Origin of the sequence: Streptococcus sp. HMSC065H07, from assembly GCF_001837325.1 — a bacterium.
GTDB lineage: Bacteria > Bacillota > Bacilli > Lactobacillales > Streptococcaceae > Streptococcus > Streptococcus salivarius_H.
In genome coordinates this window covers 24,096-50,201 of record NZ_KV832029.1, presented here as the reverse complement: position 1 = coordinate 50,201, position 26,106 = coordinate 24,096, and the positions used below count along the sequence as shown (strand labels likewise).

At 39.4% G+C, this 26,106-nt stretch carries 29 protein-coding genes and 1 pseudogene; 28 read left to right on the top strand and 2 right to left on the bottom strand.

Features of this window, described 5'->3' with window-relative positions; genetic code table 11:
• Positions 1–3 precede the first annotated feature (3 nt).
• The 25 genes and pseudogenes from HMPREF2637_RS04060 (at position 4) to HMPREF2637_RS03945 (ending at position 22,655) form a co-directional block, all read left to right on the top strand.
• Positions 4–885, top strand: coding sequence for a glycosyltransferase family 2 protein (locus HMPREF2637_RS04060; protein WP_064523875.1), 882 nt, complete (start codon positions 4–6; stop codon positions 883–885).
• 50 nt (positions 886–935) lie between these two features.
• Positions 936–2,234, top strand: coding sequence for a glycosyltransferase family protein (locus tag HMPREF2637_RS04055; RefSeq protein ID WP_064523873.1), 1,299 nt, complete (start codon positions 936–938; stop codon positions 2,232–2,234).
• Positions 2,215–3,687, top strand: coding sequence for a glycosyltransferase (locus HMPREF2637_RS04050; protein WP_064523872.1), 1,473 nt, complete (start codon positions 2,215–2,217; stop codon positions 3,685–3,687). The genes HMPREF2637_RS04055 and HMPREF2637_RS04050 overlap by 20 nt, the downstream gene beginning before the upstream one ends.
• A 139-nt stretch (positions 3,688–3,826) precedes the next feature.
• Positions 3,827–4,129 carry an Asp-tRNA(Asn)/Glu-tRNA(Gln) amidotransferase subunit GatC gene (gene gatC / locus HMPREF2637_RS04045; RefSeq protein WP_002884769.1) on the top strand — a complete coding sequence of 101 codons (303 nt, stop codon included), beginning with the start codon at positions 3,827–3,829 and terminating at the stop codon, positions 4,127–4,129.
• Positions 4,129–5,595: an Asp-tRNA(Asn)/Glu-tRNA(Gln) amidotransferase subunit GatA gene (gatA, locus tag HMPREF2637_RS04040; protein ID WP_064523870.1), complete on the top strand. Its 1,467-nt coding sequence runs from the start codon at positions 4,129–4,131 to the stop codon at positions 5,593–5,595. The genes gatC and gatA overlap by 1 nt, the downstream gene beginning before the upstream one ends.
• Positions 5,595–7,037 (top strand): Asp-tRNA(Asn)/Glu-tRNA(Gln) amidotransferase subunit GatB, encoded by a 1,443-nt coding sequence (gatB, locus tag HMPREF2637_RS04035; RefSeq protein WP_014713787.1) that lies wholly within the window; start codon positions 5,595–5,597, stop codon positions 7,035–7,037. Before gatA ends, gatB begins: the two co-directional genes overlap by 1 nt.
• 95 nt (positions 7,038–7,132) lie before the next feature.
• Positions 7,133–7,516: a hypothetical protein gene (locus HMPREF2637_RS04030; protein ID WP_064523868.1), complete on the top strand. Its 384-nt coding sequence runs from the start codon at positions 7,133–7,135 to the stop codon at positions 7,514–7,516.
• A 76-nt stretch (positions 7,517–7,592) separates the two neighbouring features.
• A complete protein-coding gene (locus HMPREF2637_RS04025) occupies positions 7,593–8,510 on the top strand; it encodes a DMT family transporter (protein WP_064523866.1) in 918 nt (305 codons plus the stop codon).
• Positions 8,511–8,647: 137 nt separating this feature from the next.
• Entirely contained in the window at positions 8,648–9,175 is a 528-nt protein-coding gene (locus tag HMPREF2637_RS04020; RefSeq protein WP_002884676.1) for a YqeG family HAD IIIA-type phosphatase, read from the top strand.
• Positions 9,175–10,293, top strand: a complete 1,119-nt coding sequence (yqeH, locus tag HMPREF2637_RS04015; RefSeq protein ID WP_014634947.1) for a ribosome biogenesis GTPase YqeH — start codon at positions 9,175–9,177, stop codon at positions 10,291–10,293. The genes HMPREF2637_RS04020 and yqeH overlap by 1 nt, the downstream gene beginning before the upstream one ends.
• Before the next feature lie 237 nt (positions 10,294–10,530).
• A complete protein-coding gene (yhbY, locus tag HMPREF2637_RS04010) occupies positions 10,531–10,848 on the top strand; it encodes a ribosome assembly RNA-binding protein YhbY (protein WP_002884193.1) in 318 nt (105 codons plus the stop codon).
• A gap of 107 nt (positions 10,849–10,955) precedes the next feature.
• Entirely contained in the window at positions 10,956–11,588 is a 633-nt protein-coding gene (locus tag HMPREF2637_RS04005; protein ID WP_002884372.1) for a nicotinate-nucleotide adenylyltransferase, read from the top strand.
• A complete protein-coding gene (gene yqeK, locus HMPREF2637_RS04000; protein WP_014634946.1) occupies positions 11,585–12,175 on the top strand; it encodes a bis(5'-nucleosyl)-tetraphosphatase (symmetrical) YqeK in 591 nt (196 codons plus the stop codon). Before HMPREF2637_RS04005 ends, yqeK begins: the two co-directional genes overlap by 4 nt.
• Before the next feature lie 23 nt (positions 12,176–12,198).
• Positions 12,199–12,552, top strand: a complete 354-nt coding sequence (gene rsfS / locus HMPREF2637_RS03995) for a ribosome silencing factor (protein WP_014632696.1) — start codon at positions 12,199–12,201, stop codon at positions 12,550–12,552.
• 204 nt (positions 12,553–12,756) lie between these two features.
• Positions 12,757–13,497 carry a class I SAM-dependent DNA methyltransferase gene (locus HMPREF2637_RS03990; RefSeq protein ID WP_014634945.1) on the top strand — a complete coding sequence of 247 codons (741 nt, stop codon included), beginning with the start codon at positions 12,757–12,759 and terminating at the stop codon, positions 13,495–13,497.
• 6 nt (positions 13,498–13,503) lie between these two features.
• On the top strand, positions 13,504–14,595 hold the full coding sequence (locus tag HMPREF2637_RS03985; RefSeq protein WP_014634944.1) for a nucleotidyltransferase: 1,092 nt from the start codon (positions 13,504–13,506) through the stop codon (positions 14,593–14,595).
• Positions 14,596–14,736: 141 nt separating this feature from the next.
• The gene (locus HMPREF2637_RS03980; protein WP_013991075.1) at positions 14,737–14,991 is read left to right on the top strand and encodes a type II toxin-antitoxin system Phd/YefM family antitoxin; all 255 of its coding nucleotides are present in this window, start codon (positions 14,737–14,739) and stop codon (positions 14,989–14,991) included.
• A 3-nt stretch (positions 14,992–14,994) separates the two neighbouring features.
• Entirely contained in the window at positions 14,995–15,249 is a 255-nt protein-coding gene (locus HMPREF2637_RS03975) for a Txe/YoeB family addiction module toxin (protein ID WP_014634942.1), read from the top strand.
• 725 nt (positions 15,250–15,974) lie between these two features.
• Positions 15,975–18,080 carry an AAA family ATPase gene (locus HMPREF2637_RS03970; RefSeq protein WP_070839153.1) on the top strand — a complete coding sequence of 702 codons (2,106 nt, stop codon included), beginning with the start codon at positions 15,975–15,977 and terminating at the stop codon, positions 18,078–18,080.
• Positions 18,081–18,284: 204 nt separating this feature from the next.
• Positions 18,285–19,358 (top strand): hypothetical protein, encoded by a 1,074-nt coding sequence (locus HMPREF2637_RS03965; RefSeq protein ID WP_064523865.1) that lies wholly within the window; start codon positions 18,285–18,287, stop codon positions 19,356–19,358.
• Positions 19,359–19,369: 11 nt separating this feature from the next.
• On the top strand, positions 19,370–20,446 hold the full coding sequence (locus HMPREF2637_RS03960) for a hypothetical protein (RefSeq protein WP_064523862.1): 1,077 nt from the start codon (positions 19,370–19,372) through the stop codon (positions 20,444–20,446).
• 53 nt (positions 20,447–20,499) lie between these two features.
• A pseudogene (locus tag HMPREF2637_RS03955) lies at positions 20,500–20,709 on the top strand (hypothetical protein); the annotation flags it as partial.
• A gap of 427 nt (positions 20,710–21,136) precedes the next feature.
• Positions 21,137–21,262 (top strand): hypothetical protein, encoded by a 126-nt coding sequence (locus HMPREF2637_RS11510; RefSeq protein WP_256315819.1) that lies wholly within the window; start codon positions 21,137–21,139, stop codon positions 21,260–21,262.
• Between the two features lie 10 nt (positions 21,263–21,272).
• On the top strand, positions 21,273–21,908 hold the full coding sequence (locus HMPREF2637_RS03950) for a DUF4230 domain-containing protein (RefSeq protein WP_064524291.1): 636 nt from the start codon (positions 21,273–21,275) through the stop codon (positions 21,906–21,908).
• An 18-nt stretch (positions 21,909–21,926) separates the two neighbouring features.
• Entirely contained in the window at positions 21,927–22,655 is a 729-nt protein-coding gene (locus HMPREF2637_RS03945) for a hypothetical protein (RefSeq protein ID WP_064524289.1), read from the top strand.
• Between the two features lie 50 nt (positions 22,656–22,705).
• Here HMPREF2637_RS03945 and HMPREF2637_RS03940 read toward each other — a convergent pair whose 3' ends face one another.
• Together HMPREF2637_RS03940 and HMPREF2637_RS03935 are read right to left on the bottom strand one after the other, a co-directional pair.
• Positions 22,706–23,005, bottom strand: a complete 300-nt coding sequence (locus HMPREF2637_RS03940) for a hypothetical protein (protein WP_064524288.1) — start codon at positions 23,003–23,005, stop codon at positions 22,706–22,708.
• On the bottom strand, positions 23,002–23,421 hold the full coding sequence (locus tag HMPREF2637_RS03935) for an HIT family protein (RefSeq protein WP_064524286.1): 420 nt from the start codon (positions 23,419–23,421) through the stop codon (positions 23,002–23,004). Before HMPREF2637_RS03935 ends, HMPREF2637_RS03940 begins: the two co-directional genes overlap by 4 nt.
• Before the next feature lie 64 nt (positions 23,422–23,485).
• On the opposite strand from HMPREF2637_RS03935, the gene HMPREF2637_RS03930 reads away from it, so the two are divergent.
• From HMPREF2637_RS03930 to ccrZ, 3 genes are read left to right on the top strand one after another with little or no spacing between them, the layout of a single operon-like run.
• Positions 23,486–24,217, top strand: coding sequence for an ABC transporter ATP-binding protein (locus HMPREF2637_RS03930; RefSeq protein WP_064524284.1), 732 nt, complete (start codon positions 23,486–23,488; stop codon positions 24,215–24,217).
• Complete coding sequence (locus HMPREF2637_RS03925) at positions 24,214–25,251, top strand: ABC transporter permease (RefSeq protein WP_070839147.1); 1,038 nt, start codon at positions 24,214–24,216, stop codon at positions 25,249–25,251. Before HMPREF2637_RS03930 ends, HMPREF2637_RS03925 begins: the two co-directional genes overlap by 4 nt.
• Positions 25,252–25,308: 57 nt before the next feature.
• Positions 25,309–26,100 carry a cell cycle regulator CcrZ gene (gene ccrZ / locus HMPREF2637_RS03920; protein ID WP_002884270.1) on the top strand — a complete coding sequence of 264 codons (792 nt, stop codon included), beginning with the start codon at positions 25,309–25,311 and terminating at the stop codon, positions 26,098–26,100.
• Positions 26,101–26,106: the final 6 nt, after the last annotated feature.

Below are 26,106 nucleotides of genomic sequence, written 5' to 3'. Positions count from 1 at the left end.
ACCATGGAAAATAAAGAAGTAGTTAGTATTGTTATTCCCATTTATAATGTGGAAGCTTATTTAAAGCAGTGTTTGGAAACGATAGTGAATCAGACTTATCCAAATCTTGAAATCATTCTTGTCAATGATGGTTCGCCTGATAAGTCAGAGGAGATTTGCAAGGAATTTTTCAAGCGAGATTCGCGTATTCGCTATGTGCGACAAGTTAATGGTGGCCTATCTGCAGCCCGAAATACAGGGATTGACCTAGCCACAGGTGATTACATCACTTTTGTAGACCCAGATGATTGGGTAACAGAGGATTATGTGGAGACCTTGTACACTCAGCTTAAGAAGTATGAGGCAGATGTTTCTATTGCCAACTATAACTTGTTCAACGAGAGTACCAGTAAGTTTTTGATTAAGGTAACGGAGAATGATTATTCTGAAACCCTTTATGAGGGGAGAGACATTATAGATCAGGATGCCATCCAAGAGACAAGAGATATGGCCTGGGCATGTGCTATGATGAAACTCTACAAAATCTCCTTATTTGAGGACCTTCGTTTTCCTATCGGGAAGAATGTCGAAGATAATTTCCTTATGTACAAACTCTTGTTAAAGGCCAATCGTGTTGTTCATACTGAAAAATGTATCTACTGGTACCGAGTGGGTCGTAAGGATACGCTGTCGCAGGTCTGGACTGAGAAACGTGTCTTAGATGAGATGGAAGCCAAGAATGAAAAACTAGCTTTACTAGGTATGTTGGGCTATGATTTGACCTGGCACCGTTATATTTATAAGACACGTCTGAAGCGGGCAATTGAAAAAATGGAAGAAGCTAATCTTCAAGATACTGAGACCTATAAGACGGCGCAGGTTAACTTGAGATTTTTGGAACAATAAAGGTCGAGGGTTAAGCTATTTATAGCTTGGATTAGTCAGAAAGGATAACTATGCTCATTATTGCACAAGAACCCAGTCAGGCAACGGAAAAACTGAGAAGATTACTAGACTCCTTTGGTATTCAGTCGCGTGTGTTTTACACGAATTTCGAAACGGATATTGATAAGGACACTATTAGTTTAGCATCATCATTTATTTACTCCTCTGAGGAAGATTATCAAGGGAAACCACTCTTTTTTAACAATTTGTCAGTTCCTCTATATTGGGAATTGTGGACTTTGGGGATTACGACCTATATTTTTGATGGTCAAGACCGTCGTGCTAGTGTCATTTTTCGTGACAATATAAAGGAACGTACGGTCAAACAAGTCCAATGGTTTGGACAAGGGGAAAAAGTTCTTGCGATAGACGATTATAATCGCTATGGCTGGCGTACCAAACAGCGTCTTCTGGATGATCAGGGACAAGGCATTATGGATATTTACTTTAATCGTAATCAAGAAGAGGCCTTGCTTCACTATATTCAAGATGGGTACTTGATTGATCAGGGATTTGAAGGAAGAGATAGGATTTTCTCAGGTAAGGAAGAGTTGACCAAGGCTGTTCTGACTCAAATCCTCAAGTCAGATGAGCCTATCATCTGTATGGATTCCAATCTAATCCCGATTTTGCAGACCTTGAATGCTGATCGTCTGGTCTATTGCTCCGACAGTCATGATGGTCTTGAGTTTATTCAAAGTCAAGTGAATCATGTTTTGATTACTAATTATTATCCACAAGAGGAACGTAGGTCAGGCATGATTTATTTAGCTGGTGCTAAACAAGAAGGTTCTCAGACTTTTGTGCCTCAGGCTATGGTGATGACTGCTTCTGAAAATATTGAGGGACTAGCTGACTTGGTTGATGCTTTTCCGGATATTGACTTTCACATCGGAGCCCAGACTAGTATGGGACCTAAATTGACTTGTCTCGAAGATAAGGGAAATGTCCATCTTTACCCAGGGATTCGTCAGGAGAAATACCAAGAGCTACTAAGGAAATGTTTCATTTATTTAGACTTGAATTATGGAAATGAAGTGTCTGATGCAACATTGGATGCGATTGAAAATGGGCAGTTACTTTATGGCTTAGAATCAACGGTTCATCGTCCCTACTATAAGGGCTTACCAACGGTCTATACATCCTTAGAGGAACTAGGGCAGGGGTTCCGACAACTCTTACAACAATCAGAGTTTTACCCTAAGGCTCTTGAAAGTCAGAAAGAAGTTTTGAAACTCGTCGAGAGAGAAGAAATCTTAGCTTTCTTTACTAGATTGGAGGGGGAAGAAGATGACAATTTACACCTTTAACCTATTGGTGGGCTTTGAGCCTAATGGTGTGGACGTGGCCCAGGCGTCGAGGGCTTTGATGCTACGTGAATTAAATGAGCCTGCTAAGTTTGTCTTTACGACCTGGCCACAACCCTATAAATTTGACTATTATCTTTCTTTAGGGCATCGCTACGAGGAACTCCTCCATGCCTATCTTATCTTTACAGATCAAGACAGTCATATCCCATCCTTGACAGTGGGGGCCTTGCAACAAAAATTTAAGTTGACACGTCTAGACTTGAAGAGTCAAAGCGAAACAGACTCTGTTTATGTCTGTTCTGATGGCACTTCTTTAGTCTTTAAGATGGATCCTTACCAAAAAGGCTGCGTGCGCTATGTGGATTACCACGTCAATGGTATGCTTTTAAAGCGTGAGTGGTATGGAACAAGTAAATTAGTCACAGAATACTTTGAAAAAGGCATTATCATCAGGAGAAGTTATCACAATAAAGCTGGTCGCATCGCCTTTGAAGAACTCAAGCAAGGGACCAGCTGGTTATATAGGTTGGGAACTGAGATTTTAGTAACAAAAACAGAGGTCATACGTCGTTTTCTAGCAAGACTTCCGCTGACAACTGCGGATACCTTGTTGCTGGATAGGGCCTCCTTGATGGAGTTTATGCGACCGATTTATGAATTGGATACACCTGCAAAGTTAGGCTTCGTTTTTCATTCAGAGCATGAGTTTGAAAATGGCGACCTCTACTATGAGTATTATTTCATCTTTAAGTACGCCCAACGTTTTGATTTCTTCATTACAGCTACGGAGGCACAAAAGGCTGTTTTAGAGAATACCCTGAAAAAGCAAGGTGTAACAGATGCTAGTATTCATGACCTAGCAGTGGGACATTTGGATAACCTTAGTTTTCCAGAGGAGCAGAGGAAGCCTCTTAGTTTGATGACGGCTTCGCGATTGGACCCACGTAAACGCTTGGATTTAGCTATAAGAGCAGTCGCCCTTGCTCATGAAAAAGAGCCAAATCTTCACTTTGACATCTACGGCAAAGGTGGCGAGCAAGAGAATCTACAAGATCTGATTGATACTCTTGGGGCAGGTGACTTCATCCAACTTCGGGGTCATGCGGATTTGCATGAAGTTTACCCACAGTATGAACTTTATGTCACCACCTCTCAGTGGGAGACCTTTGGCTTGACTCTGATGGAAGCGGTGGGAGCAGGTCTAGCCTTAGTTGGTTTTGATGCCCGTTATGGCAATCCAACCTTCATCAAAGATGGTGAGAATGGCTATCTGGTTCCTTATAGCGAGACTATGGATGAGGACCTGCTTGTTTCTCAGATGGCGGACAAAATTGTATTTGCCTTAGAGAGTGATCTTGAGTCTATGCATCGAGTCTCATACGACCTGGCAAAACAGTATTTGGAACCTGAAATTCTAGAAGCTTGGAGAAAGCTCTTGATAGCCATACGATAAGTGTTTTAAAAAAGGTCTATCCCTGTAAACTGTAGTGACAAAAAAGTTACTACAGTTTTTTTATCCTCCAAGCAAAATAGGCTAAATTATGGTAAAATAGAAGGTATTGAAAAATCATCATTTCACGAAAGGAAGCAAGATGAAAATTACGCAAGAAGAGGTAACCCACGTTGCCAATCTTTCAAAATTGAAATTCTCTCCAGAAGAGACAGCTGAGTTTGCGACAACCTTGTCTAAAATTGTCGACATGGTGGAATTGTTGGAAGAAGTGGACACAACAGGTGTTGCCCCAACAACGACCATGGCTGACCGCAAGACCGTATTGCGTCCGGATGTTGCTGAAAAAGGGACTGACCGTGACCGCTTGTTTAAAAATGTACCTGAAAAAGATAACTACTACATCAAGGTACCAGCTATCCTAGAAGATGGAGGAGATGCCTAATGTCATTCAACAATAAAACCATTGAAGAGTTGCACGACCTCCTTGTCTCTAAGGAAATTTCAGCAACGGAATTGACACAAGCGACGCTTGACGATATCAAGGCGCGTGAAGAAGCAGTCAATGCCTTTGTAACGGTGGCCGAAGAAGCTGCCCTCGCTCAAGCTAAGGCCATTGATGAAAAAGGAATCGATGCAGACAACCTCTTGTCAGGTATTCCACTCGCTGTCAAAGACAATATCTCAACAGATGGCATCTTGACCACTGCGGCTTCAAAAATGCTCTATAACTACGAGCCAATCTTTGATGCGACAGCTGTTGCCAATGCCAAAGCCAAAGATATGATTGTCATCGGGAAGACCAACATGGATGAGTTTGCCATGGGTGGATCTGGTGAAACATCTTACTATGGCGCGACTAAAAACGCTTGGGACCATAGCAAGGTGCCTGGTGGATCTTCTAGTGGTTCAGCAGCTTCTGTAGCTTCAGGGCAAGTCCGTTTGTCCCTTGGTTCAGATACCGGTGGTTCTATCCGTCAACCAGCTGCTTTTAACGGGATTGTTGGTCTCAAACCTACTTATGGAACAGTTTCACGTTTTGGTCTCATTGCCTTTGGTAGCTCACTTGACCAAATTGGTACTTTCTCACCAACGGTTAAGGAAAATGCTCAATTGCTTAATGTCATTGCCAGCGAAGATGCCAAGGATTCAACTTCTGCACCTGTTCGTGTAGCAGACTTTACTTCTAAGATTGGTCAAGACATTAAAGGCATGAAGATTGCCCTTCCTAAGGAATACCTCGGTGAAGGGATTGACCCAGAAGTCAAAGAAACCATCCTCAATGCGGCTAAACACTTTGAAAAATTGGGAGCAACTGTCGAAGAAGTTAGCCTTCCACACTCTAAATACGGGGTTGCCGTTTACTACATCATCGCTTCATCTGAAGCTTCTTCAAACTTGCAACGTTTCGACGGTATTCGCTATGGTTTCCGTGCGGAAGATGCTAAAAACTTGGATGATATCTACGTGAACACTCGTAGCCAAGGCTTTGGTGATGAGGTTAAACGCCGTATCATGCTTGGTACCTTTAGTTTGTCATCTGGTTACTACGATGCTTACTACAAGAAAGCTGGTCAAGTTCGTACTCTCATTATCCAAGACTTCGAAAAAGTTTTTGCGGATTATGACCTTATCCTTGGTCCAACAGCTCCAAGTGTAGCCTTTGATTTGGATTCGCTCAACCATGATCCGGTTGCCATGTACTTGGCTGACCTCTTGACCATTCCAGTTAACTTGGCAGGTCTTCCAGGGATTTCGATTCCTGCAGGTTTTGCGCAAGGTCTTCCAGTTGGTTTGCAGTTGATCGGTCCTAAGTATTCTGAAGAAACCATCTACCAAGCTGCAGCTGCCTTTGAAGCAACGACGGATTACCACAAGCAACAACCCCTTATTTTCGGAGGTGACAATTAATGAACTTTGAAACAGTCATCGGACTTGAAGTCCACGTTGAATTGAATACAAACTCAAAAATTTTCTCACCAACCTCTGCTCACTTTGGGAACGAGCAAAATGCCAATACCAATGTGATTGACTGGTCTTTCCCAGGTGTGCTTCCTGTCTTGAACAAGGGTGTTGTGGATGCTGGTATCAAGGCTGCCTTGGCCTTGAATATGGATATCCATCAGCATATGCACTTTGACCGTAAGAACTATTTCTACCCTGATAATCCAAAGGCCTACCAAATTTCGCAATTTGATGAGCCAATCGGATATAACGGTTGGATTGAAGTGCAATTGGAAGACGGCTCAACTAAGAAAATTGGGATTGAACGTGCCCACTTGGAAGAAGATGCCGGTAAAAACACCCACGGAACAGATGGATTCTCTTACGTAGACCTTAACCGTCAAGGGGTACCATTGATTGAAATCGTATCTGAAGCAGATATGCGTTCTCCAGAAGAAGCCTACGCTTATTTGACAGCTTTGAAAGAAGTCATCCAGTACACAGGTATTTCAGACGTCAAGATGGAAGAAGGGTCTATGCGTGTAGATGCCAACATTTCCCTTCGCCCATACGGTCAAGAGGAATTTGGTACCAAGACAGAGTTGAAAAACTTGAATTCCTTCTCAAACGTCCGTAAAGGTCTTGAATACGAAGTGCAACGCCAAGCGAAAATCTTGCGTTCAGGTGGTGTCATTCGTCAAGAAACACGCCGTTATGATGAAGCTAATAAGAGTACTATCCTTATGCGTGTCAAAGAAGGAGCAGCGGATTACCGTTACTTCCCAGAACCAGACCTTCCATTGTTTGAAATCTCAGATGAGTGGATTGAGGAAATGCGTACTGAGTTGCCAGAGTTTCCAAAAGACCGTCGTGCTCGCTACGTGGCAGAGCTTGGTTTGTCTGACTATGATGCCAACCAATTGACAGCTACGAAAGTTACTTCAGACTTCTTTGAAGCAGCCGTAGCCCTTGGTGGCGATGCCAAACAAGTGTCTAACTGGCTCCAAGGTGAAGTCGCGCAATTCTTGAACGCAGAAGGCAAAACGCTGGAAGAAATCCAATTGACACCAGAAAACTTGGTCGAAATGATTGCCATCATCGAAGATGGAACCATTTCATCTAAGATTGCCAAGAAAGTCTTCGTTCACTTGGCGAAAAACGGTGGCGGTGCGCGTGAATACGTCGAAAAAGCTGGTTTGGTACAGATTTCGGACCCTGAAGTCTTGATCCCAATCATTCACCAAGTCTTTGCAGACAACGAAGCGGCCGTAGCCGACTTCAAGTCAGGTAAACGTAACGCTGACAAGGCCTTCACCGGCTTCCTCATGAAAGCAACCAAAGGCCAAGCCAACCCACAAGTAGCCCTCAAGTTACTTGCCCAAGAATTGGCTAAGTTGAAAGAAGAGTAATAGATAAAGAACCAGCCGAAAGGTTGGTTTTTTCTTTGCATTATTTGTGTTAGACTAGTTGGGAATATTTTTATAGAAGATTTCAGGAGCAAGCAATGAACAAATTCTTAAGAGTCTTATTTATCCTAGTAATCCTTGCCATGACTGGTGCCATTATTTTTCAGCTATTCTTTCCCACCTATATGGGAAGTCATTCGGGTTACGGTATTTCAGTTGGATGGCAGAGGGAGATTGGTATTTGGAATGTGGCGGTTCTGGTCATCCTCCTTGCCGTTAACCTAAAGTACGATTGGTTTTATCTGAGAGCAGTTCTGATTGCTTTGATTCTGGGAGGCCTAGGTATTGGAACCAATCATTTCCTTAGCTATCTTCAATACCATCACTCTGTTAATGCTGTTGGAGCTTTTGAGAATTATCTTTTAGTTCTTGGCTGGATTGTCGGTTGGTGGATAGAGCATTCCTCAAGAAAAACAGTTTAATTTTTCTGAAGTAATCGTCTGACATACAACTCCCTATGTTATAATAAATAGGCATTATCATAATCGAGGAAAACACATGTCTAAACAATTAAAAGGTAGTCTGATGGTCATAACTGCTGGGATTGCCTGGGGAGTCTCAGGGGTTTCTGGTCAATACTTGATGGCTCATGGGGTTAATGTCAATCTTTTGACGAGTTTACGTTTAATTCTGGCTGGTACTTTACTAACGGCTTCGGTCTTTTTTAGGCAGCGAGACAAATTAGTGCAAGCGATTAAAGATAAGAAAACCTTAGTAAGTATCGTTTTATTTGCTCTCTTTGGTCTGGTCTTGAATCAATATGCCTATCTTAGTGCTATTCAGTACACCAACGCTGGAACTGCGACAGTCTTACAGTATGTCACACCAGTCCTTATTCTGGCTTTTGTGTGTGCTAAGAACCGCAGATTTCCAACGGTTTCAGAGCTTGTGGCGATTATCATGGCTATTGCGGGAACTTTTATCATCGCCACGCATGGTCAGGTGACAGAGCTAGCCATCACACCTATTGGTTTGTTCTGGGGCCTCTTTTCGGCGGTCACCTATGCACTCTATATCCTACTGCCTGCTAAGGCTATTGAAAAGTGGGGCAGTCTGATTGTCATCGGTCTAGGAATGTTACTCGGTGGTCTAGTCTTTCCAATTGCTATCCAAGCCTGGAAGTATGAGTTACCCTTGACTGGTGGAAATCTTTTAGCACTCTTTGGGTTGGTCTTCATCGGGACAGTCTTTGCTTATACAGTTTTCCTCAAGGGTACGACCATGGTTGGTGCTGTAAAAGGAAGTCTCTTAGCATCGGTAGAACCAGTGGCATCGGTCATTTTAACGGTCTTAATCATGGGTGATCACTTCTTTGCCATTGATGTGCTTGGAATGATTTTAATTGTTCTTGCCGTTATCCTCATTTCGCTTAAGGATTTAGTAGCCCTTAAAAAACAAGAGAAAATTCAAAGATAAAGATAGAGCCCAAGTGATTGTGGCTCTTTTTCGATACCGTTGTGTCAAAGATGTTCTTAAAAAATAGGACTTAAGTCCCACACATAAACCTTAAAAATATGGTAGAATAAGAGGTAAACTAACATTTTGGAGAGAAAATGAGTATAGACGATTACAGGCCCCATTTTATGGTGGAGGCTGTTTATGATTTGAAACCTGACCAGCTACGTGAACACGGTATTCGTGCTGTCTTGGTCGATTTGGATAATACCTTGATTGCTTGGAACAACCCTGATGGGACTCCAGAGCTACGTGCTTGGTTAGATGAGATGACAGAGGCTGACATTCCAGTGGTTGTGGTCTCTAACAATAAACATGAACGTGTTGAACGTGCGGTTGCCAATTTCCATGTGGATTTCGTGAGTCGTGCCATGAAACCTTTTACGAAAGGGATTAATGAAGCGATTGAACGTTACCACTTTAACCGTGACGAGGTCGTTATGGTAGGAGATCAGCTCATGACTGACATCAGAGCTAGCCACCGAGCTGGCATTCGCTCGATTTTGGTTAAGCCCTTGGTACAATCAGATGCTTGGGTAACCAAGTTTAATCGTTGGCGTGAGCGTCGCATGTGGAAAAAGATTGAAAAAGCATATGGTCCAATGACCTTTAACAAAGGAATTTAATGGAAGAATTATTTTGTATTGGCTGTGGAGCCCAAATTCAAACAGAAGATAAAGAAAAGGCTGGTTACACACCCGCTAGCTCTATAAAAAAAGCTGAAGAAACAGGTGAGTTGTACTGTCAACGTTGTTTCCGCCTTCGTCATTACAATGAAATTGTGGATGTCCACATCACAGATGATGAATTTTTAAAATTGCTTCATGAAGTTGGAGACAGTGATGCCCTCGTTGTCAATGTTGTTGATATTTTCGATTTTAATGGATCAATCATTCCAGGCTTGTCACGCTTTGTTTCTGGTAATGATGTGCTCTTGGTCGGAAATAAAAAGGATATCCTACCTAAATCTGTTAAAGATGGTAAGGTAACTCAATGGTTGACAGAACGTGCCCATGAAGAAGGCATGCGTCCCGTGGATGTCATGTTGACGTCTGCCCAAAATCATCACGCCATTAAAGAGTTGATTCAGCGTATTGAAAAACTCCGTAAGGGTCGTGATGTCTATGTTGTCGGTGTGACGAATGTTGGTAAATCAACCTTAATTAATGCGATTATCAAGGAAATTACAGGTGATAAAGATATTATCACGACATCTCGTTTCCCAGGAACGACCCTTGATAAGATTGAAATTCCTTTGGATGATGGTACTTACATTTTTGATACACCAGGAATCATCCACCGCCACCAGATGGCACACTATCTGTCAGCGAAGGACCTCAAGTACGTTAGTCCGAAGAAGGAAATTAAGCCAAAAACTTACCAGTTAAATGCAGGTCAAACCCTATTCCTAGGTGGTCTTGGACGATTTGACTTTATTGATGGGAATAAGCAAGGTTTTACAGCCTTCTTTGATAATAACTTGAAGCTTCATCGTACCAAACTTGAAGGCGCAGATGCCTTCTATGATAAGCATGTTGGAAGTCTTCTCGTGCCTCCTGGACCAAAGGATCTGGCTGATTTTCCAAAACTTGTTCGTCACGAATTTACTGTCAAAGATAAGACAGACATTGTCTTCTCGGGATTAGGTTGGATTCGTGTCCAAGGAAAAGCTGAACAACCAACCATCGTTGCTGCCTGGGCGCCAGAAGGCGTTGGCGTCGTCGTACGAAAAGCGATTATTTAAACTTAATAAAGTAGTTAAAAGCATAAAAGCGTCTTTTCAATGAACATGAAGTTTGCCTAGATTTACGTCATGAGCAAACGATGTGTTTTTCGCTATGATAGTAATCCGAGTTACATTTTATGTTACTTGGATTCGGAATTTTTGAGACCTTAGGCTCAAAAATTAGCTATAAAACCGAAGGTTTGCTAGCGTCCGCATCACCCTAGAAAAACAGCAAAAAAAATAAAAGGAATAAACATGTCATTAACATCAAAACAACGTGCCTTCCTCAAATCGGAAGCACACACACTTAAACCTATTGTACAAATCGGGAAAAACGGTCTTAACGACCACATCAAAACTAGCGTTCGTAACGCTCTTGATGCCCGTGAATTGATTAAAGTAACCCTACTCCAAAATACTATGGAAGATATCCATGAAGTTGCTGAAATCTTGGAAGAAGAAATTGGTTGTGATACAGTCCTTAAGATTGGACGTATCTTGATTCTCTATAAAGAATCAGCTAAAAAAGAAAATCGTAAGTTGTCACCAAAGGTCAAAGCAATCCAAAAATAGTTGCCGACTTTGCTTGGTGAAGGACAAACTAAGGTATAGGAACACTTTTGAAGCATTAAAGCTAGCCTTAAGTCAGTTGTATAATGCTTGAGAAAGAGGAGGCGTACATGGCACTAGATCTCGTAACCCCATTTACAAAGGTTCAACTAGAGGAAGAAATCAAAGATACAGGCCGTAAGCAAGTGGGAATATTAGGTGGAAATTTCAATCCTGTTCATAATGCCCACTTGGTTGTTGCTGATCAGGTACGTCAGCAGTTAGGTCTCGATGAAGTTCTTCTCATGCCTGAATATGAGCCACCTCATGTCGATAAAAAAGAGACCATTGATGAAAAACACCGCCTTAATATGCTTATGTTGGCTATTAACGGTATCGAAGGATTGGACATCGAAACCATTGAGTTGGAACGTAAGGGAATCAGCTATACATATGACACCATGAAGCTCTTGACAGAGGCTAATCCTGATACGGATTATTACTTTATTATTGGAGCGGATATGGTCGAATACCTACCTAAGTGGCATCGTATTGATGAACTTATCGAGATGGTCCAATTTGTTGGTGTTCAGCGTCCTAAGTATAAGGCTGGAACCTCTTACCCAGTTATTTGGGTGGATGTTCCCCTTATGGATATTAGTTCAAGTGCAGTCAGAGCTTACATTAAGAAGGATCGCACACCTAACTTTATGGTGCCACAGTCTGTACTTGCCTACATCAAGAAAGCGGGGCTCTATAAATGACCTATGAAAAATATCTAGACTATTCTCGTGAAGAACTTCTTGAAAAGATTCGAGCGGTCATGAGCCCTAAACGCTTTAATCATGTCCTGGGTGTTGAGCGAGCTGCTATTGCTCTTGCTGAAAAGTACGGATATGATACTGAGAAAGCCGGATTGGCTGGTTTGCTTCATGATTATGCCAAGGAACTCCCAGATCAGGAATTCTTGGGGCTTATTGATAAATATAAGCTTGATCCTGAATTGAAACAATGGGGAAACAATGTCTGGCATGGCATGGTTGGGATTTATAAAATCCAAGAAGATTTGGGATTGACTGATTCCGAAATTCTACGCAGTATTGAAATCCATACCGTCGGAAGCCATGAAATGTCAACCCTAGATAAGATAGTCTATGTGGCTGATTATATTGAGCATAACCGTAATTTCCCTTTGGTAGAGGAAGCTAGACAAGTAGCAGAGCAATCCTTAGATAAGGCCGTTGCTTTTGAGACAGTCCATACGGTAGAACACTTGGCTCATCAGGCCTTGCCGATTTTCCCACAAACCCTGGAAACCTATAATGCTTTTGTGAAATACTTGAAAGATTAATAACAAATTACTGGAGAATATCATTGACTAAAGAAGAATTACTTGAATTGGTTGTCAAAGCTGCTGATGAAAAGCGAGCTGAAGACATTGTTGCCCTTGATTTGTACGGCCTTACAAGCCTAACAGATTACTTTGTTATTTTGAGTGCAATGAATAGCCGTCAGTTGGAAGCTATTGCTGACAACATTCGTGAAAAAGTGAAAGAAGCTGGCCTTGATGCTAGCCACATGGAAGGTGACAACAAGGGTGGTTGGATTCTTTTGGATCTTAACGACGTCGTTGTCCACATCTTTACAGAAGATGAACGTGCTCACTATAACCTTGAAAAACTCTGGCATGAAGCACCAATGGTGGATGTGTCAGCTTATTTGGCATAAAAATTGAACTCAGTTGGCGACAACTGGGTTTTGTTGCTTAAACTAAAGATTTAATAGGAAGGATAGAGCCTTGTGTTTAGTTGGTTTGTTAACTGAACACGAGCTAAAGGCAGTGAGAAAAAGATAAACTTTCTTTGTGTCAGGTGATACGGCAGAAAGTTTCCTATTTTCTCTGTGCTTTTGACGCTCTTTGTATCTTGATTTATGGCTACTTATGAAACTTTTGCGGCGGTATACGACGCTGTTATGGATGATAGTCTTTACGATTTGTGGACGGATTTTTCACTCCGTCATTTGCCAAAGACTAAGGATAAAAAGAAATTGCTTGAATTGGCTTGTGGAACTGGAATTCAGTCTGTACGCTTTTCTCAAGCTGGTTTCGATGTAACTGGACTCGATTTGAGTGCTGATATGTTGAAGATTGCTGAGAAGCGAGCAGCTTCTGCCAAACAGAAAATTGACTTTATTGAAGGCAACATGTTGGATTTATCGCAAGCGGGCAAGTATGACTTTGTGACCTGCTACTCAGATTCAATCTGCTATATGCAGGACGAAGTAGAAGTCGGAGACGTCTTCAAAGAGGTTTACAATGCCCTCAATGAGGATGGCGTCTTCATCTTTGATGTGCACTCAACCTATCAGACGGATGAGGTTTTCCCTGGCTATTCCTACCATGAAAATGCAGAAGACTTTGCTATGCTTTGGGATACCTATGAGGATGCGGCACCACATTCTATTGTCCATGAATTGACCTTCTTTGTCCAAGAGGAAGATGGAAGCTTTAGCCGACATGATGAGGTCCATGAGGAGCGTACCTATGAGGTCTTGACTTATGATATCTTGTTGGAGCAAGCTGGCTTCAAATCTTTCAAACTTTACGCTGATTTCGAGGATAAGGAGCCGACTGAAACTAGTGCACGTTGGTTCTTTGTGGCGCAAAAGTAAGAACCTATGAGAGTTACAGGTATTATTGCTGAGTTCAATCCTTTTCATAACGGTCACAAGTATCTCTTGGATCAGGCTGAAGGTGTAAAAATTGTTGCTATGTCTGGGAACTTTGTTCAGCGAGGTGAGCCAGCTATTGTGGATAAGTGGACTAGGGCTCAGATGGCTTTGGAAAATGGGGCAGACCTCGTGGTTGAGTTGCCTTTCTTTACGTCAGTTCAGTCTGCTGATTATTTTGCTGCTGGAGCCGTCGAAATCTTGTCCCGACTGGGAATTGATAGCCTTACTTTTGGCACGGAAGAAGTCCTAGACTACCAGGCGATAGCAGATGTCTATGCTGAAAAGTCAGAGGAAATGGAAGACTTTGTGGAAAGTTTGCCTAGTGATTTGTCTTATCCACAGAAGACGCAAAAAATGTGGGAAAAGTTTGCTGGTGTGGACTTTACTGGCAATACCCCCAACCATATTCTAGGATTAGCCTATGCCAAAGCTTGTGTTGGTAAGGGTATTAAGTTGACTCCTATCCAGAGACAAGGAGCTGGCTATCATTCCTCAGACAAGGAAGTATCTTTCGCCTCAGCGACCAGTCTACGTCTCCACAAGCAAGATAGTGATTTTGTGGATAAGTTCATGCCCAACAGCAAACTTTTTCAGACTTCTCCACAGGTCTCTTGGGATAATTATTTCCAATTGCTGATTTATCAGATTTTTACAAATCCTGATTTGACTAGTGTTTTCCAGGTGAATGAAGAGATTGCTAGTCGTCTAAAGGCTGCTATCCGTGAGGTTTCTTCTGTGGAGGAACTCGTGGATAAGGTGGCGACCAAACGATATACAAAGGCACGGGTACGTCGTATTTTGACCTATATTCTGGTTGGAGCTGTAGATAATCCTTTACCCCAGGCTGTTCATGTTCTTGGATTTTCTCAAAAAGGGCAGGCTCATCTCAAATCTGTGAAAAAGTCTGTGGATATAGTGGCTCGGATTGGAAGGGAGCCTTGGGATATTCTTACACAACAAGCGGATAATGTTTATCAATTAGGTAATCCCGAGCTTTCCGAACAAAACTTCGGACGCATACCGCATAGAGTAAAATAGCTTTATAGAAGGTCTACCTCTGGTAGGCTTTTTTGCTTCTTTTTCGAATAAATGTAATAGAAAGGATAAACTTGTACAAGTTCCTGACAATTTTATCCTTTTGGTATATAATAAAAGAAAAGAGGAAAATGAGGTATGCTGATGGAAGCAGTCGTCTATTCAACGTTTCGAAATCATTTAAAGGATTATATGAAGAAGGTTAATGATGAGTTTGAACCTCTAGCTGTAGTCAATAAAAATCCTGATGAAGATATTGTAGTGGTCTCAAAGAGTGAATGGGATAGCATTCAAGAAACATTGCGTATTGTTCAAAATAAAGAACTATCAGACAAGGTTTTAAGAGGAATGGCTCAGGTACGTGCTGGAGAGACTCAAGAACATGCAATAAAGGAGTAGGAAATGTTACTCACTTTTACTGAAGATGCATGGACAGATTATTGTTATTGGCAAAATCAAGATAGGAAGACCCTCAAGCGAATCAATAAATTAATTAAAGACATTCAACGGGATCCTTTTTCAGGTATTGGGAAGCCAGAACCCTTAAAGTATGACTTTCAAGGAGCTTGGTCTCGACGAATTGATGCTGAAAATCGTTTGATTTATATGATTGATGGTAAGAGCGTCGCTTTTCTATCTTTTAAAGATCATTATTAGGTCTACCTCTAGTAGGCTTTTTTACTTTTCGGAAAATATTCTTAAAAAGGTCAAAAAAGATCAAATAAAACTATTGACCTTTACTGACTAATAGTGTATGATAGTTACATAAGGATTTATCTTCCTTATAAATCTTGTGGCGTGGGTTAGTTCCTTGTAAAAAGGTAATTATAGCTTGGCTACAAAAAAATGATAACAAAGGTCAAAAAAAGTCAAAAAAACTATTGACTATTACTGACCAATGTTGTACAATATAAACATAAGGAAATGAAATCCTTATGAAGGCTGTGTAAATAGCCCATATACCAATAAAAAAGTCTTGCAGCTAGTCTGCAAAAATTTTCATCTGAAAGGTCAGTAAAAGTCAAAACCAAATTCTTGACCTGATCAAATGAAAGGTATATGATAAAACTATAAGGAAAAAGGATTCCTTGATATTCAAGTTTCTTTCTGAAAAAACTATTTATAGTTTCGAAAGGGGCTTGGAAGTTAGCTATATTGAGAGATTCACAGAAAGAAGGTGGCTCTTATGCTAAATGACAATTTGTTTAAGACTGAGAAAGTTCTCAGTCTCCTACCAAGAGCAAAACCTGAAATTATTAGAAGAGTAGTTGAAGCTACTAAAAATTTTTAGGGTTTTGGTCAGTAAAAGTCAAAACTTACACATTAACATAAAAAATAACATTTAAAAAATTTCACAAGAAAACACAAAACGAGGTAATTATATGAACAACAACTTTAACAATATGGACGATCTTTTCAATCAATTGATGGGGAACATGGGTGGTTACCGTTCAGAAAACCGTCGCTACATGATTAACGGTCGTGAAGTGACACCTGAAGAATTTGCTATCTACCGTCAAACAGGTCAATTGCCTAGTAATGAAGGTGAAGCAGTGAACCCAACTCAACATCAAGGTAAAGGACCTAAACAAGATGGTATTCTTGCTAAACTTGGTCGTAACTTGACTGAAGAAGCTCGCGAAGGTAAATTGGATCCTGTTATCGGACGTAACAAAGAAATCCAAGAAGCTTGCGAAATCTTGGCTCGTCGTACCAAGAATAACCCAGTCCTTGTCGGGGACGCTGGTGTTGGTAAAACAGCTGTAGTTGAAGGTTTGGCTCAAGCTATCGTTAATGGTGATGTCCCAGCTGCTATCAAGAACAAAGAAATCATCTCAATTGATATTTCTGGACTTGAAGCTGGTACTCAATACCGTGGTAGCTTTGAAGAAAACATTCAAAACTTGGTAAATGAAGTCAAAGAAGCTGGAAATATCATTCTCTTCTTCGATGAAATCCACCAAATTCTTGGTGCCGGAAGCACTGGCGATGGTCAAGGATCTAAAGGTCTTGCTGATATCTTGAAACCTGCTCTTTCACGTGGTGAATTGACAGTGATTGGTGCAACAACTCAGGATGAATACCGTAACACTATCTTGAAGAACGCTGCTCTTGCGCGTCGTTTCAACGAAGTTAAGGTTAATGCTCCATCTGCTGAAGATACCTTCAAGATTCTCCAAGGTATCCGTGATCTTTATGAAAAACACCATAATGTTATCTTGCCAGATGATGTCTTGAAAGCAGCAGTAGATTTCTCTGTCCAATACATTCCACAACGTAGCTTGCCAGATAAGGCTATCGACCTTGTCGATGTAACAGCTGCTCACTTGGCTGCTCAACACCCAGTGACTGATGTGAATGCTGTTGAACATGAAATCGAAGAAGAAAAAGCTAAACAAGAAGCTGCAGCTGCCAAAGAAGACTACGAAGCAGCTCTAAACGCTAAAGTTCGTATTGAAGAACTTGAAAAGAAAATTGCTAACCATACAGAAGACCTTAAAGTCACAGCAACTGTTAACGATGTGGCTGAATCTGTAGAACGTATGACTGGTATTCCAGTGTCACAAATGGGTGCAACTGATATCGAACGTTTGAAAGATATGGGTCACCGTTTGCAAACTAAGGTTATCGGTCAAGATAAAGCCGTTGAAGCAGTGGCACGTGCCATCCGTCGTAACCGTGCAGGATTTGACGAAGGTAACCGTCCAATCGGTAGCTTCCTCTTTGTAGGACCTACTGGTGTTGGTAAAACTGAGTTGGCTAAACAATTGGCTCTTGATATGTTCGGAACTAAAGATGCTATCATCCGTTTGGACATGTCAGAATACAGCGACCGCACAGCCGTTTCTAAATTGATTGGTACAACAGCTGGTTATGTTGGTTATGATGACAATAGCAATACTTTGACAGAACGTGTTCGCCGTAACCCTTACTCAATCGTCCTTCTTGACGAAATTGAAAAGGCTGACCCTCAAGTTATCACTCTCCTTCTCCAAGTTTTGGATGATGGTCGTTTGACAGATGGTCAAGGTAACACTGTAAACTTCAAGAATACTGTGATTATCGCAACTTCAAACGCTGGCTTTGGCTATGAAGCTAACTTGACAGAAGATGCTGATAAACCAGAACTTATGGATCGTTTGAAACCTTACTTCCGTCCAGAATTCCTTAACCGTTTCAATGCTGTCATCGAATTCTCACACTTGAGCAAAGAAGATCTTTCTAAGATTGTAGACCTTATGTTGGTTGAAGTTAACAAGACTCTTTCTAAGAAAGACATTGACTTGGCAGTTAGCGAAGCTGCTAAAGAATACATGACTGAAGAAGGCTACGATGAAGTCATGGGTGTTCGTCCACTCCGTCGTGTGGTTGAACAACAAATCCGTGACAAAGTCACAGACTTCCACTTGGATAACCTTGATGCTAAACACCTAGAAGCTGATATGGAAGACGGTGTCTTGGTTATCAAAGAAAAAGATGCTGAATAAGAAGCATAAAACCTCCTAATCCTATTTATGAAGCAGAGATGTTAGACGTCTCTGCTTTTTTTATGTTAATTGAATTATCAAAAAATAACTATTTTTTAAACAAATGTTTTATCTTAAAGAAACTGTTAGAAAATTATTGAAGGTATTGGAAAAGTCTTGACAATCAATATAAAAATATTATATTAATAACATGGAGGTATCAAGATGAAGTTTGAATACTTAGATACAAGCATTGATAAGGTTATTGATAGTCCTTATATAACAATAAAAACAACATACAAAGAGGCTTTGGATCATTTATTTCCATTAATTGATAGACTAGAGTTTCAACGAAATACATTGAAAAAGACTCAATACGAGAGATTAAGAGATGATATCATTGTTGGTTGTGTGATGCCGCCTATAACCATCGCATTTGATGACATCTCGATTTTAGACAATTACAATGATTGTAAGGATAATAAGGAGAAAATTGTTGAACTTTTGTCAGAAAAAATAGCAAATGGTTTTATTTTAGATGGTATACAGAGATTGAACACACTGAAAGATGCATCTTCTGACCAGAAATTCGATGAAGAGGGTGTATTGTATGCTTCAATAATCTTATCTGATTCTATGAATAAATTGTTATATCGTATGATTATTTTGAATAATGGTCAAAAACCAATGTCAGTTCGTCATCAGATTGAGATTTTACTAAATAATACTGTTGGAAAGTTAAAGTTAGACGATGACTATAAGGATTATATATTTACTGAAAAAGCATCTGTTAGGAATGATGGAATTAGAAAAATCAAGCAAGATGTGCTTTCTAAAGCTTTATTAGCATATTCTTCTTCTTCTATTGAAATCGATAATCAAAAAATAATAGAAGATAAATTGAATGAAATTATTTCTAGGAAAGTAGTTTCTTCAAATTTAAAAGATTCTAATGTTGATTTTGAGAAACTGTTAAAGTGGTTAATCGGTATGTTAGAAAAGGCTCCCACGGATGTTGAAAAAGAGAAGTTAGTTAAATGGTTTAATAATGAAAATAATTTGATAGGTTTATTTGTTGGGGTTTCAAAGAATAATGCAATTATTGACATGGGAATTGAAGAATTTCTCAGGTTAAGGGATAATATTGAGACAGCTATTTCGTATTTGAATATCTCAAAAATTAAGTTAGGAAAATTTCGTCGAAGTATAGTTTCAGATTTTTCTAAGGATTTTGAAATATATTCGAAAGAAGCGGAAGACCAAATTAATGACTATTTAATTGAAGATTTAAAAAATTAGAGAAGACGAATATGTTTTATTTTATTGAAAATCCCAGTTTATATCATAAGATAGAAAATCTTGATTTCTTGAAAGAAGAGTTTTCTAAAGAAGAAATTCGAAATAAATTCTTCTTTACTTATGATGAAGATTATCCGGTTAATGATAAAGCTAATAATTTGCTACTAGTTATTATGAGGATTTTGAGTGGAAATTTAAGTATAAAATATATAAGGAACCCAGAAGATGAGATAATAATCAAAACTTCCAATTCATTATCAAAGCTATTTTTAGTCGATAATTCTGTACATTATGAATATGAGTTAGAAAATACCGAAGAAGATTTAGAAAAAATATACGAGGATTTATCTGACTTTGTTGAGGAATTTTATAAAAATAATCAGGATTTGTTAGGGGCTGAATACGATACGAATAAAGTTTTTTATTCAAACATGCTTATTAATTTGGTTAATTATTACTACCAGTCCTACCGGGAGTCACATTTTGCGGCCTTTGTATTTTTGTATAGGATGTACGAATTCATATCATTTATTCTACCTTTAGTATTTACACATTATTCTGATGATTATTCTGAAACTTATAAACAATTGAAAGCTATTTTTGATGATAACGTTGGTGCGGAATTGAGCTTCTTTAAGTCGTTTATATCGAAGGTTTATTTAAAGAGAGATCAGAGTTTAAGTTGTGACGGGCTAGAAGATTTAGAAGCTTATTGTTATGAGATTCAATTAGGGGAAGATTTAGATAAAGAATTTTCTATTTTTTGGAATAAATTTGTTAATAATCAAAAGAAGAAAAATCAGAAACTTATTGAGAATTTACTATCTAAAACCGTAGATAAATCCTATAATATTTCGAGTAAAGAAGATATTTTAAAAATTAATGTATTAGATGTTCATGATTTATTTGTTGAGTTGAGAAATAAAACTTGTCATTATAAGATAAACCATAGTGATTCTATGAATTTTAATAATTGTACTTTTGATGAGTTGTTCGAAAAGTTGAACCCTATGTTTTTAAATTGGGTTGCTAGAATTTTAAATTTTGTAGTATTATCATCTGTAAATAGGAGAGTAGATTTATTGTAGTGAGTTTATATTGATTTATATTGATATAGTATGCTAACAGTTTATGTTTAATGATTGACTTGGCAGTTAGCGAAGCTGCTAAAGAATACATGACTGAAGAAGGCTACGATGAAGTCATGGGTGTTCGTCCACTCCGTCGTGTGGTTGAACAACAAATCCGTGACAAAGTCACAGACTTCCACTTGGATAACCTTGATGCTAAACACCTAGAAGCTGATATGGAAGACGGTGTCTTGGTTATCAAAGAAAAAGATGCTGAATAAGAAGCATAAAACCTCCTAATCCTATTTATGAAGCAGAGATATTAGATATCTCTGCTTTTCTTTTTTATAAATTTTTTAGACTTTCCTTGGGTGCTACGGACGGAAGCGACTTCCTAGCGGAATTCCATTCCTAAGATTTGAGCCTGAGTCTCAAATCTTCCGAGTGATAGAAGCAATATTGTTTTAGCACAGGGGAAAGTCTTGCTTTGTGTATAGTTGTGACTTTTATATTTATTCTTAAATATAAAATGAGATAAAATTGTTTAAATTATGATAATATGATAAATAGTTAAAAATATATTCTATTTTCAAGAAAGCGTTGACAACGCATTCATATCGCTATATAATTTTTGTGTAAAATTAAATTTTAGTTAGTGATTTCTTGGGTTTAATATTACAATCTTTTGTTATTTGATAAGGAGAAATAATGTTAAAAGTAGTTTTATGGATTTTGGCTATTCTACTTCTTGTAGGAGTAGCAATGTTGAACCCCCTAATTGCAGCTGGGATTGTAATTTTAGCACTGTTGGTCCAGTTGTTTTTGAAGAAGTAGGAGAATGTGAATGAAATTAGTTAAAAAGTTTTTTAAAACAAAGATTTTACTTTGGAAAGTAGTCGGTATTGGACTTATTGCTTTACTGGGTTTAGTTTTAGGATTATATATTAGTTTTTCTAAAGCCAATAGTGAATCGAACCAAACTACAAATACATACTCGACAATAAAAAAAATTGAAAAAGTTCAAGAAGTGGTTTTGTTAAATGTTGGTATACAGAAAGTTAAGACAATTAAAGATAATACAAAGTTATTTGGTACAAAATTTGTAATTCCTGGTTCTGAAAAGAGAGCGATTATTATTCTCAACTATACTGCAAAATTCGGTATCAAAAAAGGTGTTTCTATTAGTAAAGAAGGTGAACACCATTATCTCGTGACTTTGTCTAAGTTTGAATCCATTGGTGTAGGACTAGATAAAGATAATCCATATCAATTATATGACACTAGTGGGGGTATATTGAGTGCTTCAACCCCTAATATTGATACTGGTAAGGCAGTAGCAGAAGGATTTTCTAATAAGGAACAGGAATCTTATTTAAACGAGCACAGAAGTATAATAGAGGAGTCAGCAGAAAAATATTATACTTCGCTGATCAAATCAATCGATTCTGAAGCAACAGTAACAGTTCAAAGTAAAAAATAAATTTTAGGAGAAAATATTATGAAAAAGTTAATCACATTTGTTCTTTTGATGTTCGTTGGTATCGGATTAGTGGGATGCCAAAATGATAGTAAAAAGTCAGAGGGAAATCCAAAAGTAAAACAATCAAAGGTTCATACTGCTAAATCAGATCCTTTCCAAAAACTTATTGATAGCTCTAAATCTACAGATGAAATTTATGTTACTGATGATATTACTGTAGGCAAAAAAGGTGATGTTGAGCCGGGAATCTATGATATTGAAGTTACGGGTGGTTCAGGGAATATTTTAGGAACAAGAAAGTCTGAAGATGGTCTTTTTATAAACTTTGTTGCAGGTGCAGTTGGGAATATTACAAATGATGCTTCAAAGATTAGACTTATTTTATTTGATGGAGACACTCTTCAATTACAAAATATTTCTAAAGTAAAATTTAATGCAGTACCTGAGGAAGTTGAGCCGAGTAATGAACTTGGTCAGGGAGAATTTATTGTAGGTAGAGATATTAAGGAAGGAACCTACAAATTAAGTACTAACGTTAATCTTAATCCAGAATTTAGTAATCTTGGTTGGAGTATCACTATTGAAGATTTAGATTCAAATACTTCAAAAAGCCAAGAATATAATCCAGGCAATACAGATGTTGTTGTTAAATTAAAGAAAAATCAAGTCCTAAGTATTAATTATAGTGGAGTTGACGAGTCAACAAAGGCTGACGATGCTAAATTAATTTTTACAGAGTACAAGTAGTTGTCGATTTTTAATCAGCAAAAAAGGTAAGTAGCTTATGCTACTTACCTTTATTCTTTATCCTCACCCTGATATTTTTTCAAGCGTTCTTGGATGATGTTGAGTCGGGGTTCGAGGTCTTTTTTGAAGACGCGTTTTTTATAGTTGAGGTCTTGTTTGATGTCAGCGAGAACAAGGTTTTGTTCCTTGATGATGTCAAGGTTGCGTTTGATATTGTCCAGATCGTGAGAGATATTTTCTCGAGATTGGTTAAGGTCTAGGAGTTCTTCCTTGATGTCTTCACGTCGTGTGTAAGCGTAGTAGGCACCATAGGCGAGGGCTCCAAGAGCTAGATAGCGTCCGATTTTCATTCTGTTACCTCTTTAGCAATGCTGTCAGCAAGGTTGGCAAGGGCAGCAAAGTCAGGTTCATGTTCATCAAAGCTCATGTGGATACCGTCATCTGCACCGTAACGAGGAACGAGGTGGATGTGGGCGTGGAAGACGGTTTGTCCAGCAACTTCTTCGTTGTTATTAAGGATATTCATGCCGATAGCTCCAGTCGCTTTTTGCACGGCACGGGCAATTTTTGGAACACGGCTAAAGACAGTCTCAGCAGTCTCAGCAGACATTTCCAAAATGTTGCGAACGTGTTCTTTAGGAATGACCAAGGTATGTCCTTTTGTAGCTTGTGAGATATCGAGGAAGGCTAAGACCTTGTCGTCCTCGTAGACTTTTGATGATGGGATTTCCCCAGATATAATTTTACAGAAAATACAATTATCCATAATAACGACCTTTCCATGAGTTTTTGTTATAATAGATTATATCATACCAAAGAGAGAAAAGATAATGCTTAAATTAGAAAAGGTGACGGGTGGTTACGCTAATATTCCCGTCCTAAAAGATGTGACCTTTGAGGTGGCTGATGGTGAATTGGTTGGTCTCATCGGTCTTAATGGTGCTGGAAAATCAACAACAATTAACGAGATTATTGGTCTCTTAACACCCTATGGGGGACAGATTGCCATCGATGGGTTAACCATTCAGCAAGATTCAGCCAGCTATCGTCAGAGGATTGGTTACATCCCTGAAACGCCAAGCCTCTATGAAGAGTTGACGCTTCGTGAACATTTGGAAACGGTGTTGATGGCCTATGGTCTTGATGTGACTGAGGGGATGGCACGTGCAGACAAGTACCTCAAGCTCTTTCGTTTAGATGAAAAATTAGATTGGTTCCCGACTCAGTTTTCAAAGGGAATGAAGCAGAAGGTCATGATTATCTGTGCCTTTATTGTGAACCCAAGTCTATTCATTGTTGATGAACCCTTCTTGGGCTTGGACCCCTTGGCAATCTCAGACTTAATTGAGCTTTTGGCTGAAGAAAAAGCTAAGGGTAAGGCAATTCTCATGTCTACACACGTTTTGGATTCAGCTGAGAAGATGTGTGACCGCTTCGTGATTTTGCATCATGGACAGGTCTTGGCACAGGGAACTCTCGAGGAGCTCCGTCAGACTTTTGGCGACGATAGTGCCAGTCTTAACGATATTTACATGCAGTTAACTAAGGGAGAATTGTCATGATAGCTAAGCTATTTAAGGAGCGTAGCAAGCGATTCAATGCCCGCTGTGCTAAGTATAGTCGCTACGTGTTTAATGATCATTTTATCTTGGTTCTTCTCTTTCTGCTAGGTTTTGTCTTGGTTCAGTATAGCCAGTTGCTTCGACATTTTCCAAAGAATCCGTGGGCAATTATTCTTGGCTTGCTTATGCTTTGTCTGTTATTACCTTTCTGGGGGAATATTGCGACTTATCTAGAACCTGCGGACAAGCACTACCTTTTGGTTAAGGAAGAAGAGGTGCTAGACCATGTTAAGAAGGCAACAGGACGTGCTTTTAGATTTTGGGTAATAGTACAAACCCTGATTTTTATTTTGGTTATTCCTCTCTTTTTAGCCTTGAGACTTCCAGTTTGGGGAGTTATCCTTGTAGCTGTGGCTATGGCTATTCTTAAGTATGTTATTTTCCAGAAAAAGGCTCAACCTTTTTATAAGCAGTCTGGACTGAATTGGACTGAAGCTATTGCAGGAGAAAATAAGCGTCAACAATCGATCTTGAAGTTCTTTTCACTCTTTACCAATGTTAAAGGGATTACGTCGAGTGTTAAACGTCGTGCCTATTTGGATGGTGTTCTCAAACGTACAAAGAAAGACAAGGAAAATACCTGGTATAATCTTTACCTAAGAGCCTTCTTGCGTTCTGGAGATTACTTTGCCCTTAGCCTACGCCTTTTTGCCCTAACGCTTTTAGTTATCTTTTTGGTTCCTGAAAAATGGCTGGCTATGGTTCTTGTGGTTGTTTTTGACTACCTTTTGCTCTTCCAGCTCACGGCGCTTAAATCGCACTTTGCTTATCAGAGAATGGCTAACCTTATGCCAGTTGGAAAAGACATGCAGGTGAGCAATCTTAAGCGCTTGATTACTCAGATTGTACTTGTGCTGACTCTGGTCCAGGCTATTTGTCTCTTCGACCTTAAGTTTAGCCTGATTTTGGTTGGAATGATGCTAGTTCTGAGCCTTGTTTACCTACCAGCCAAGCTTAAGAAGATGATTGACTAACACCTATTAAATAAGTTAAAATAGAAACGAATGACTAAAGAAAAAGGAGATGCCTAGGTGACATCAACAGATAAAGATTTGAGCCTGACTCCTCTCAAAGGAAATAGTGGTAAGGCCTATATGGGAACTTACCCAAACGGAGATCGCGTCTTTGTGAAGATGAATACAACACCAATCTTGGCAGCTCTTGCCAAGGAACAGATTGCACCACAGCTCTTGTGGGCTAAGCGTCTGGGAAATGGTGACATGATGAGTGCACAGGAGTGGCTTGATGGTCGTATTTTGACCAAACATGACATGAACAGTAAACAGATTATCCAAATTCTTGGTAATTTGCACCGCTCTAAACACTTGGTTAATCAACTCTTGCAGTTGGATTATCATATTGAAAATCCTTTCGATCTTCTACACGAGTGGGAGGAAAATGCCGCTTACCAATTGCGTGAAAATGGCTTCCTTCAAGACGTTGTTAGAGATTTGAAACGTCATCTTCCAGAGTTTCGTGCGGAAATTGCAACAATTGTTCACGGAGATGCTCGTCATAGTAACTTTGTCATCACAACCTCAGGATTGATTTATTTGGTTGATTGGGATTCTGTACGTCTAACAGATCGTATGTATGATGTGGCGCAGATCCTCAGCCATTACATTCCATTGGCACATTGGCCACAGTGGTTGTCATACTATGGCTATAAGAACAACGACCTTGTGATGGACAAGATTTATTGGTATGGGCAGTTTTCATATTTGACACAGATTTCAAAATTCTTTGATAGTCGTGATATGGAACATGCCAACCGAGAAATTTATGAACTTCGTAAATTCAGAGAGACCTTGCACAGATATTAGAAAGTA

Coding starts and splice junctions, on each gene's coding strand:
- HMPREF2637_RS04060 (WP_064523875.1), top strand. CDS start 4: ATGGAAAATAAAGAAGTAGTTAGTATTGTTATTCCCATTTATAATGTG.
- HMPREF2637_RS04055 (WP_064523873.1), top strand. CDS start 936: ATGCTCATTATTGCACAAGAACCCAGTCAGGCAACGGAAAAACTGAGA.
- HMPREF2637_RS04050 (WP_064523872.1), top strand. CDS start 2,215: ATGACAATTTACACCTTTAACCTATTGGTGGGCTTTGAGCCTAATGGT.
- gatC (WP_002884769.1), top strand. CDS start 3,827: ATGAAAATTACGCAAGAAGAGGTAACCCACGTTGCCAATCTTTCAAAA.
- gatA (WP_064523870.1), top strand. CDS start 4,129: ATGTCATTCAACAATAAAACCATTGAAGAGTTGCACGACCTCCTTGTC.
- gatB (WP_014713787.1), top strand. CDS start 5,595: ATGAACTTTGAAACAGTCATCGGACTTGAAGTCCACGTTGAATTGAAT.
- HMPREF2637_RS04030 (WP_064523868.1), top strand. CDS start 7,133: ATGAACAAATTCTTAAGAGTCTTATTTATCCTAGTAATCCTTGCCATG.
- HMPREF2637_RS04025 (WP_064523866.1), top strand. CDS start 7,593: ATGTCTAAACAATTAAAAGGTAGTCTGATGGTCATAACTGCTGGGATT.
- HMPREF2637_RS04020 (WP_002884676.1), top strand. CDS start 8,648: ATGAGTATAGACGATTACAGGCCCCATTTTATGGTGGAGGCTGTTTAT.
- yqeH (WP_014634947.1), top strand. CDS start 9,175: ATGGAAGAATTATTTTGTATTGGCTGTGGAGCCCAAATTCAAACAGAA.
- yhbY (WP_002884193.1), top strand. CDS start 10,531: ATGTCATTAACATCAAAACAACGTGCCTTCCTCAAATCGGAAGCACAC.
- HMPREF2637_RS04005 (WP_002884372.1), top strand. CDS start 10,956: ATGGCACTAGATCTCGTAACCCCATTTACAAAGGTTCAACTAGAGGAA.
- yqeK (WP_014634946.1), top strand. CDS start 11,585: ATGACCTATGAAAAATATCTAGACTATTCTCGTGAAGAACTTCTTGAA.
- HMPREF2637_RS03990 (WP_014634945.1), top strand. CDS start 12,757: ATGGCTACTTATGAAACTTTTGCGGCGGTATACGACGCTGTTATGGAT.
- HMPREF2637_RS03985 (WP_014634944.1), top strand. CDS start 13,504: ATGAGAGTTACAGGTATTATTGCTGAGTTCAATCCTTTTCATAACGGT.
- HMPREF2637_RS03980 (WP_013991075.1), top strand. CDS start 14,737: ATGGAAGCAGTCGTCTATTCAACGTTTCGAAATCATTTAAAGGATTAT.
- HMPREF2637_RS03975 (WP_014634942.1), top strand. CDS start 14,995: ATGTTACTCACTTTTACTGAAGATGCATGGACAGATTATTGTTATTGG.
- HMPREF2637_RS03970 (WP_070839153.1), top strand. CDS start 15,975: ATGAACAACAACTTTAACAATATGGACGATCTTTTCAATCAATTGATG.
- HMPREF2637_RS03965 (WP_064523865.1), top strand. CDS start 18,285: ATGAAGTTTGAATACTTAGATACAAGCATTGATAAGGTTATTGATAGT.
- HMPREF2637_RS03960 (WP_064523862.1), top strand. CDS start 19,370: ATGTTTTATTTTATTGAAAATCCCAGTTTATATCATAAGATAGAAAAT.
- HMPREF2637_RS11510 (WP_256315819.1), top strand. CDS start 21,137: ATGTTAAAAGTAGTTTTATGGATTTTGGCTATTCTACTTCTTGTAGGA.
- HMPREF2637_RS03950 (WP_064524291.1), top strand. CDS start 21,273: ATGAAATTAGTTAAAAAGTTTTTTAAAACAAAGATTTTACTTTGGAAA.
- HMPREF2637_RS03945 (WP_064524289.1), top strand. CDS start 21,927: ATGAAAAAGTTAATCACATTTGTTCTTTTGATGTTCGTTGGTATCGGA.
- HMPREF2637_RS03940 (WP_064524288.1), bottom strand. CDS start 23,005: ATGAAAATCGGACGCTATCTAGCTCTTGGAGCCCTCGCCTATGGTGCC.
- HMPREF2637_RS03935 (WP_064524286.1), bottom strand. CDS start 23,421: ATGGATAATTGTATTTTCTGTAAAATTATATCTGGGGAAATCCCATCA.
- HMPREF2637_RS03930 (WP_064524284.1), top strand. CDS start 23,486: ATGCTTAAATTAGAAAAGGTGACGGGTGGTTACGCTAATATTCCCGTC.
- HMPREF2637_RS03925 (WP_070839147.1), top strand. CDS start 24,214: ATGATAGCTAAGCTATTTAAGGAGCGTAGCAAGCGATTCAATGCCCGC.